We start from the raw sequence: 7,492 nt of genomic DNA, 5'->3' as shown, positions 1-7,492 counted from the left end.
TGCGACTGGATGCACCCCAGCGCAAACATGAAGCCGCGCGCGGAGTTGCACCAGTCGGCGCCGAGGGCCAGGGTGCGCGCAACATCGAAGGCGGTGATGATCTTGCCTGCAGCACCGATGCGGATGTCCTTGCGCAGGTTGAGGCCAACCAGGGTGTTGTGCACAAGCATCAGCCCTTCGCGCATCGGCACGCCGACATGATCGATGAACTCCATCGGTGCGGCACCGGTGCCGCCTTCGCCGCCATCAATGACGATGAAATCAGGCCGGATTCCGGTTGTCAGCATGGCCTTGGCGATGCCGAACCATTCCCAGGGATGACCGATGGCGAGCTTGAAGCCGGTCGGCTTGCCGCCAGAAAGCACGCGCAGGCGATCGACGAAACGCAACAACCCTTCGGGACTGTCGAATGCGGAATGGCGCGCGGGGGAAATACAATCTTCGCCTTCCGGAATGCCTCGGGTTTCGGCGATCTCGCGAGTCACCTTGGCGCCCGGCAGCATGCCGCCGTGGCCGGGCTTGGCTCCTTGCGAGAGCTTGATCTCGATCATCTTGACCTGGTCGAGCACGGCGCGTTCGGCGAATTTCTCTTCGCTGAATACGCCGGCCGAGCTGCATGCACCAAAGTAGCCCGAGCCAATCTCCCAGACCACGTCACCACCATTCTCGCGATGATAAACCGACAACGAACCTTCGCCGGTGTCGTGGTAGAAGCCGCCGCGCTTGGCGCCGGCATTCAGTGCAAGGATCGCATTCGGTGACAACGAGCCGAAGCTCATGGCCGAAATGTTGAAGACGCTGGCCGAGTAGGGTTTCGCGCACTGCGGCCCGCCGACCGGAACGCGGAAATCGTGGTTATCCAGATGCCGGGGCAGCATCGAGTGGTTGATCCATTCGTAGTTTGGCGCGTACATGTCGCGTTCGCTGCCGAAGGGGCGTGTTTCCTGGGCCTGCTTGGCACGCTGGTAGACGATCGAACGCTGGTCGTGCGAAAACGGTACTTCGTCGTTGTCACCCTCGACCACGTACTGGCGCATCATCGGCCGGATCGCTTCCATCAGGTAGCGGCCGTGCGCCGAGATCGGAAAATTGCGCCTCAGCGTGTGCCGACTCTGGATCAGGTCCCAGAGCCCGACCGCAGTCAGGGCAAGGGCTGGAACGCATATCCAGGGCCATATGCCGCCGCGATTCCACAGCCATCCGCTGACGACGGCGGTGATCAGGACGATCGTGAATACCCAGTAGCGACGCGGCAACGGTGGATTCAAGTCAACACTCCCCTATCCGAAAACCGGTCGAGGATAGCTCAAGGAGAAGCTTTCGGCAGGATCCTGAAAATCACCCGTTGGTTGAACGTGTCTCCGAGAACGCGCGTCGGATACCCGCGCGCACTGAGCTGCGATTGCAGTTCCGGCCACCGCTCCTGCTTGCAGATATAAATCGCAGCCTGGTCGTTGTCGACCAGTTCGGTATCGAGGTTGCCGTCGTACTCGCCATCGAACAAGGTGAGATCAACCGGGTTGATCGAGACCTTGTCGACCGTGGCTCCAAGATGCAGATGGATGCCGTAGCGAGCCATGTCCTCGACAAAGACGACCTCTTCGATTTTCTCCGTGGTTCGTTCGCGAATGGCATCGGCCCAGCTTTCAGCATTCTTGTGCGTCGGCCAGAATGTAGTGGCAAAGCGCAATCCGACAAGCAGGAGTATCCAGAGTGCAAGCCAGCGCAGGCGCGGGAATTGCTTGCCTTCAAGGTGCATCTGGCGCGCGACGATCAGGGCCAGCGGCGTGAACAGCGGTAGCAGGTACAAGGGCAGGCGCGAGCGGGCCAGGCAGAACACGATCAGCGGAAGCAGCATCCAGAGAAACAGGATCAGTCCAAATGAATCATCGCCGCGCCGCGCTGGATCGCGCCAGCTACGCATGTCTGAACCGAGCGAGCGCAGCCATCGCCACACGTGCACGGTCCAGGGCAGGCTGCCGAGGATCAGCGTTGGCGCATAGATCTGCAGCCAGCCATACCACTCGCCATGACGACCCTGGTCGGAACTGGCCAATCGCTCGACGATTTCGCGGCCCAGGAAGTAGTCGAGCAGGCCATCGACATTCTGTGTCACCGCGATATACCAGGGCAGCGCCACAAGCGCGAAAATCAGCAGGCCCGTCCAGTGAAAGGCCGAGCGACCAGCAGATGCCGGCAGCAAGCGAGCACTGGCGATGACCACCAGCAGGGGAAGCAGCGCAGGCGGGCCCTTGATCATGAAACCGAGGCCGAAGCCCAGCCACATCAGCCATACCCAGCGCATCGAGACGTCAGGATTGCCGAATCGCGATTCGAGCCAGGCCATCATGGCCACGCTCAGGGACGCGGCGAGCAGGAAATCCGTCGTCACCATCTGGGTCGCACCAAATGGCAGAAACATCGTCGCGTAGATCAGCGCAGCCTTGTTTTCTTCGCCAGGCATGAATCGTCTGGCTATTCGCCAGACCACCCAGACACAAACCAGGAAGGCCAGTGCATAGGGCAGCCGCGCTGCCCAGGGGTTGTATCCGAACGCGGCAACACTGGACGCGATAACCCAGTAGGTCATTGGAGGTTTGGTCCAATGACCAATGTGCTCGTTGCGCATCGGGTGCATCCAGTCGCCACTCTCGAGCATGTTCAGGGCGACATTGGTGTAGCGACCCTCGTCAGGATCCCAGATTGGACGTGTGCCGAGGAAGGCGAACGCCAGCAACACGACAATGGCCGTGGTCAGCAACAAGGAGGGTGTTACCGGTTGTCGCATGAATAGTCCTTGGGCTCTGCGTGTACTCGCCCTGATGAGTTCGGGTTTCGCGGATTAGTGTTGAGGCGCTGGAAGATTGATCGTGATGCGGCCAGATTCCGCCTCGCCCTCGTCGATCGTCCAATTCATGCTGGCTGCGAGGCTGCCGATCAGGGTGGCGCCAAGCTGGGTGTCAGAGGAGTGAATGATCCGGAAATTGCTCGACGCGCGGCCTGAATCCTGCGCGTGGCACAGGATGATTGTATTGGTTCGAACGATGACATCCAGCTTGCGGGTCTGTTCGCTGCGTCCGAGGCGTCGGATCAAGCCGCGAACGACCAGCGCGGCTTCGCGCGGCTTCAAGGAGAGCCGCGGATGCTCGACATGCAGGCTGACATTGTCCCTGTCATTCAAGTCGGCAAGGCTCTCGCGAAGCCAGGTCGCTGCGTCTACCTCTTCGAGCGCACTGGATATTCCCCTGGCTTGCCTCAGCATCACGTCGAGCAGGTCGGTCAGGGTGAGCACCCCGCGGTCCAGCCTGCGCAGTCGCTCGCGCGAGGAGCCATCCAGTTGGGCATCCTCCAGCAGCAGTTCGGCCGCACCGCGTACAACGGACAGCGGTGTGCGCAATTCGTGGCTGGCATCAGCGAAGAACTTTCGTTCGCGATCCTCGGAATGCACCAGGCGGGCCTGGTAGCTGTCGATGGCTCCGGCCAGGCGACCCAACTCGTCGCTGGCCATGTCATCGGCCAGGTGCGTGTGCTCGGCGCGAACCGGCAACGCCTCGACGGCCTCGGCCAGTACACGTACCGGTGCGATCGTCCTCCCGGCAAGAATCCAGCCCAGCCAGGCTGCGATCGCGGTGCCGGCCACGACGATCCCCGCCAGCACGCTTTCGAGGTAGAGCTCCAGAGTTTCGACTTCCTGCATGTCGATGACGAGAATCAGGCGATCGCCGGCCAGGTCGAAAACTCCAACATAGACTTCCACGTCCTCGCCCATGTCCGGCTCATGGGTACCCAACGGCAGCGCAGAAAGAACTGCTGGCACGTTGCCACTTCCATCGGCACGCAGAACGTAACCTTTCAGGAGACGGGACCCCGGAAGCGGAAATTCGTGATCACGACTTCGCGCATGGCGCGCTCGGACATCTTCCGAGAGACCAACGAGCATGCCGTCTACCATGACCGATTCATAGTGCTCGGTAATGAAGATCGTGGCAGTGGCAAACAGCAGGCTGAGCACACAGCCAAGTACGCCGAAGGCCAGGGTCACGCGCCAGCGCAGAGACGCTGGCCGCATCTTCATGCCTCGGCACTCAGGCGATAGCCGATGCCGTGCACGGTCTGCAGCATGGTCGAGTTGAACGGGCGGTCGATGATTGCGCGCAACGCGCAGACATGGGTATGCAGCGCACCGAAGCTGCCGCCCTCTTCACCCCAAATCGCCTGCAGGAGGACTTCGCGACGCAGGACGTTGGGTGACTCGCGCATCAGCAACGCGAGAATCCTGCCTTGTGCGACCGTCAGCGGCATCGACTTGCCGCCTCGCTTCGCCAGCATCGTTGCAGGTGCGTAAACCAGATCGCCGATCGTTTGCAAGGCATCGGCCGGAGGCAGGCCGCGCCGATGCAGCACGCCGATGCGCGCTTCGAGCTCACGCAATGCAAACGGCTTGACCATGTAATCATCGGCGCCTACCTCGAATCCGGCCAGGCAATCCTCAAGCGTATCGCGTGCGGTCAGCATCAGTACCGGCACGCCATTGCCCGCCGTGCGCAGGCGCCGGCACAGCTCAAGGCCGTCGAGGCGCGGCAATCCGAGATCCAGCACGATTACGTCGATTCCGCCCTCGAGCGCACGGGCAAGACCGCGCTCGCCATCGACCACGTGGTCGATCACATGACCGCGACACTCGAGAAAGTCCCAGATGTTGCCGGCAATATCCCGCTCGTCCTCGATCAGGAGGATCTTCAGGGAGCCGGATGGGCTCGCAGCCCTGTTGCCTGCGCGATGACCTGTTTGTGCCGCCGGTGTACGCATTGCCCCTCGCTACTGATTCTGACCAACCGGGTGTCGCTGCCTTTCCTGGCCAGACAGACATGTGCACCTCACTGTATGCATGAATCCTCGTTTCGCGCTCCTGTGTCAAATCTTAGGCTGGAGTTAAGGCGAATGGCACTTACACAACGCCGATCCCTTCAATTTGTCGTCCTCGCGCACGCGGGGACCCAGCTCTTTTGGAGAGTCCTGGTAGTCGAATTGTCACTAGATGAGAATCTATCCGGCTGTTCCAGGTAGAGCGATGACCAGCCATACGGCTGTTGTGAAGCGTTTCCCGCTTTCGCGGGAATGACGAGCCTCAAGTCAGTGCCATTCGGGTCAAGGCAACGTTGAATCAATCTCTGCTCGTCATCCCGGCGCAGGCTGGAATAACGGCGTATTCAGCGCTTCCTTGATTCAGGGTTGCACTATGCCGCCGGGTCTGGCGCAATCGGGGGCGTGCTGCGTGCTGGTGACACACGCCTAGACCTTCGCGAACGCGGAGAACTCGAGCTCAATTCCATCCAGGGCAGCAAGCAGACGATGAGCGCACCACGCAACGATACGCCGCGCCATCTGTACCTGTGGGTCCTCGCAGCGATCATCCTTGGCGGAGCCATCGGCCATTTCCTGCCTGAAACCGGCGTGCAGCTGAAGCCGCTTGGTGATGGCTTCATTGCCCTGATCAAGATGCTGATCGGGCCGATCATCTTCCTTACTGTCGTGATCGGTATTGCGGGCGTGTCCGATGTGAAGAAAGTCGGGCGCGTGGGCGTGAAGGCCATCATCTATTTCGAGGTGGTCTCGACGGTCGCGCTCGTGATCGGCCTGTTCGTGGTCAATACGCTGAAGCCCGGTGCCGGGTTCAACGTGGACCCCGCAACGCTTGATGCCAGCGCAGTTGCCCGTTATGCGAACCAGGCCAGTGAACGCAGCGGGACGCAGTTCCTGCTCGACATCATCCCGGACACATTCCTTGATGCGTTCACCGGCCAGGGTGACCTGCTCCAGGTGCTTCTGGTCGGCTTGCTGTTCGGATTTGCCCTGATCGGTGTTGGCGAACGCGGCAAGCCGATACTCGAGTTCCTGCAAAGCCTGTCGCAGGTCTTCTTCCGCATCATGGGCATGATCATGCGACTCGCGCCGATTGGCGCCGGTGGTGCGATGGCCTTCACCATCGGCAAGTACGGGGTCGACAGCCTCGGTCCGCTGGCGCGCCTGATGGGCAGCTTCTACCTGACCTGCGTCCTTTTTGTAGTCATCGTGCTGGGTGCGATCGCACGTTTCAGCGGTTTCAGCATCTTCCGATTCCTGCGCTACATCCGGGATGAATTGCTTCTGGTCCTCGGCACGTCCTCGTCGGAAACCGTGCTGGTACCGATGATGCAGAAGCTCGAGCGGCTGGGATGCTCGAAGTCCGTCGTGGGATTGGTGATACCGAGTGGCTACTCGTTCAATCTCGATGGCACCAACATCTACCTGACCATGGCCGCGATCTTCGTCGCGCAGGCGCTCAACGTCGAATTGACTCTGACCCAGGAGCTGACTCTGCTGGCCGTCGCCATGCTGACATCCAAGGGCGCCTCTGGCGTCACCGGAGCCGGCTTCATCACGCTCGCGGCGACGCTGACTGTCGTGCCCACGGTGCCGGTTGCCGGCCTTGCCCTCATTCTCGGGATCGACCGCTTCATGAGCGAGGCGCGCGCGTTGACCAACCTGGTTGGCAATGGGGTCGCCACGATCGTCGTCGCGCGCTGGGAGAACGAGCTCGATCGCGAAGAGTTGGCACGGCAACTCGAGGCGGGTCCAGATGACATGGCCGAACGTGTTTCTCGACAGCCGACCCCGGGCGGAGGCAAGTGAAACTCACACTGAACAGCTGGCTGCTGCCGAGGCGCAGCATCCGCGGCGACGTCGAAAATCATTGCGAGGACCAGCATGCTGGAATTGGCCTATTGTTCGAACACGGGTTCTTGGCAGGCACGCCGAAGTAGCCCTGCGTGTCGAGTGTCAAACCGGCAGGTGTGTTCACTCAGAGTACGCTCTGTGCCGACCGCGTGAATGGACCTTGCGGAAGAGGATGCGCGGGTACATCTCCGTCACAGGCACTGGGCGCTACGCTTGCGCATGCCGCACGTTGAAGGCAAGGTGCGCGGCAAGTTTTTAGACGGAGTGTCCTCAAGTGGCCTTTAAGCGATGTCTTGCTCGCCATGTCTCGTTGGTGCCTGCAGTGTCCGCCGCATGTCTTGCCTTGGGCGCGACAGGGCCCGCTTTTGCTGACGAAGGCGGCGTTCCATTCTGGTTTTCAGGCACCTATGCGAGCCTCGCCGCGGTTCCGGCAACCCCTGGCTGGACCCTGCCAGTTCAGGGCTACTACTACAGCGGAGAGGCTTCCGAGACCACATCTTTCCCGCTCGGTGAAAGCGTCAACGTGGGACTTCGATCGCGCAGCCCTCTCGTGCTGCTGCAGCCCACCTACGCGCCTGAAACCAAGGTCCTCGGCGGACAGGTATCCCTTGGCGTGGGATTCGGGTACGGCTTGAACACGACCAAGGCCGACATATCAGTGTCCTCGGGAGGCACCGAACTTGAACGCAGCGATACGATCCACGGCGGCACGGACCTGTATCCCATTGCCAGCATTGCGTGGAACCATGGCGTGAACAACAGCATGGTCTATATC

General features: G+C 61.0%; 6 protein-coding genes. 2 read left to right on the top strand and 4 right to left on the bottom strand.

The window, feature by feature from the left end:
- The 4 genes from WBP53_RS03850 to WBP53_RS03835 form a co-directional block, all read right to left on the bottom strand.
- The coding region (locus WBP53_RS03850) for an FMN-binding glutamate synthase family protein (RefSeq protein ID WP_423926116.1) at positions 1-1,196 on the bottom strand (1,196 nt) is incomplete at its 3' end.
- Between the two features lie 110 nt (positions 1,197-1,306).
- Entirely contained in the window at positions 1,307-2,788 is a 1,482-nt protein-coding gene (locus tag WBP53_RS03845) for a glycosyltransferase family 39 protein (RefSeq protein WP_423926112.1), read from the bottom strand.
- Positions 2,789-2,842: 54 nt separating this feature from the next.
- Positions 2,843-4,075: a sensor histidine kinase gene (locus tag WBP53_RS03840; protein ID WP_423926110.1), complete on the bottom strand. Its 1,233-nt coding sequence runs from the start codon at positions 4,073-4,075 to the stop codon at positions 2,843-2,845.
- The gene (locus tag WBP53_RS03835) at positions 4,072-4,809 is read right to left on the bottom strand and encodes a response regulator transcription factor (protein ID WP_423926108.1); all 738 of its coding nucleotides are present in this window, start codon (positions 4,807-4,809) and stop codon (positions 4,072-4,074) included. Before WBP53_RS03835 ends, WBP53_RS03840 begins: the two co-directional genes overlap by 4 nt.
- Before the next feature lie 543 nt (positions 4,810-5,352).
- On the opposite strand from WBP53_RS03835, the gene WBP53_RS03830 reads away from it, so the two are divergent.
- Both WBP53_RS03830 and WBP53_RS03825 read left to right on the top strand, forming a co-directional pair.
- Positions 5,353-6,672 (top strand): dicarboxylate/amino acid:cation symporter, encoded by a 1,320-nt coding sequence (locus WBP53_RS03830; protein ID WP_423926114.1) that lies wholly within the window; start codon positions 5,353-5,355, stop codon positions 6,670-6,672.
- A 367-nt stretch (positions 6,673-7,039) separates the two neighbouring features.
- Positions 7,040-7,492 (top strand): hypothetical protein (locus tag WBP53_RS03825; RefSeq protein ID WP_423926106.1); only part of this gene is annotated, 453 nt, incomplete at its 3' end.

It is taken from the genome of Dokdonella sp., assembly GCF_049593775.1.
In the GTDB taxonomy this organism is placed as follows: domain Bacteria; phylum Pseudomonadota; class Gammaproteobacteria; order Xanthomonadales; family Rhodanobacteraceae; genus Dokdonella.
The sequence above is the reverse complement of the archived record's forward strand: the minus strand, read 5'-3'. Positions and strand labels throughout refer to the sequence as shown.

Coding starts and splice junctions, on each gene's coding strand:
- WBP53_RS03845 (WP_423926112.1), bottom strand. CDS start 2,788: ATGCGACAACCGGTAACACCCTCCTTGTTGCTGACCACGGCCATTGTC.
- WBP53_RS03840 (WP_423926110.1), bottom strand. CDS start 4,075: ATGAAGATGCGGCCAGCGTCTCTGCGCTGGCGCGTGACCCTGGCCTTC.
- WBP53_RS03835 (WP_423926108.1), bottom strand. CDS start 4,809: ATGCGTACACCGGCGGCACAAACAGGTCATCGCGCAGGCAACAGGGCT.
- WBP53_RS03830 (WP_423926114.1), top strand. CDS start 5,353: ATGAGCGCACCACGCAACGATACGCCGCGCCATCTGTACCTGTGGGTC.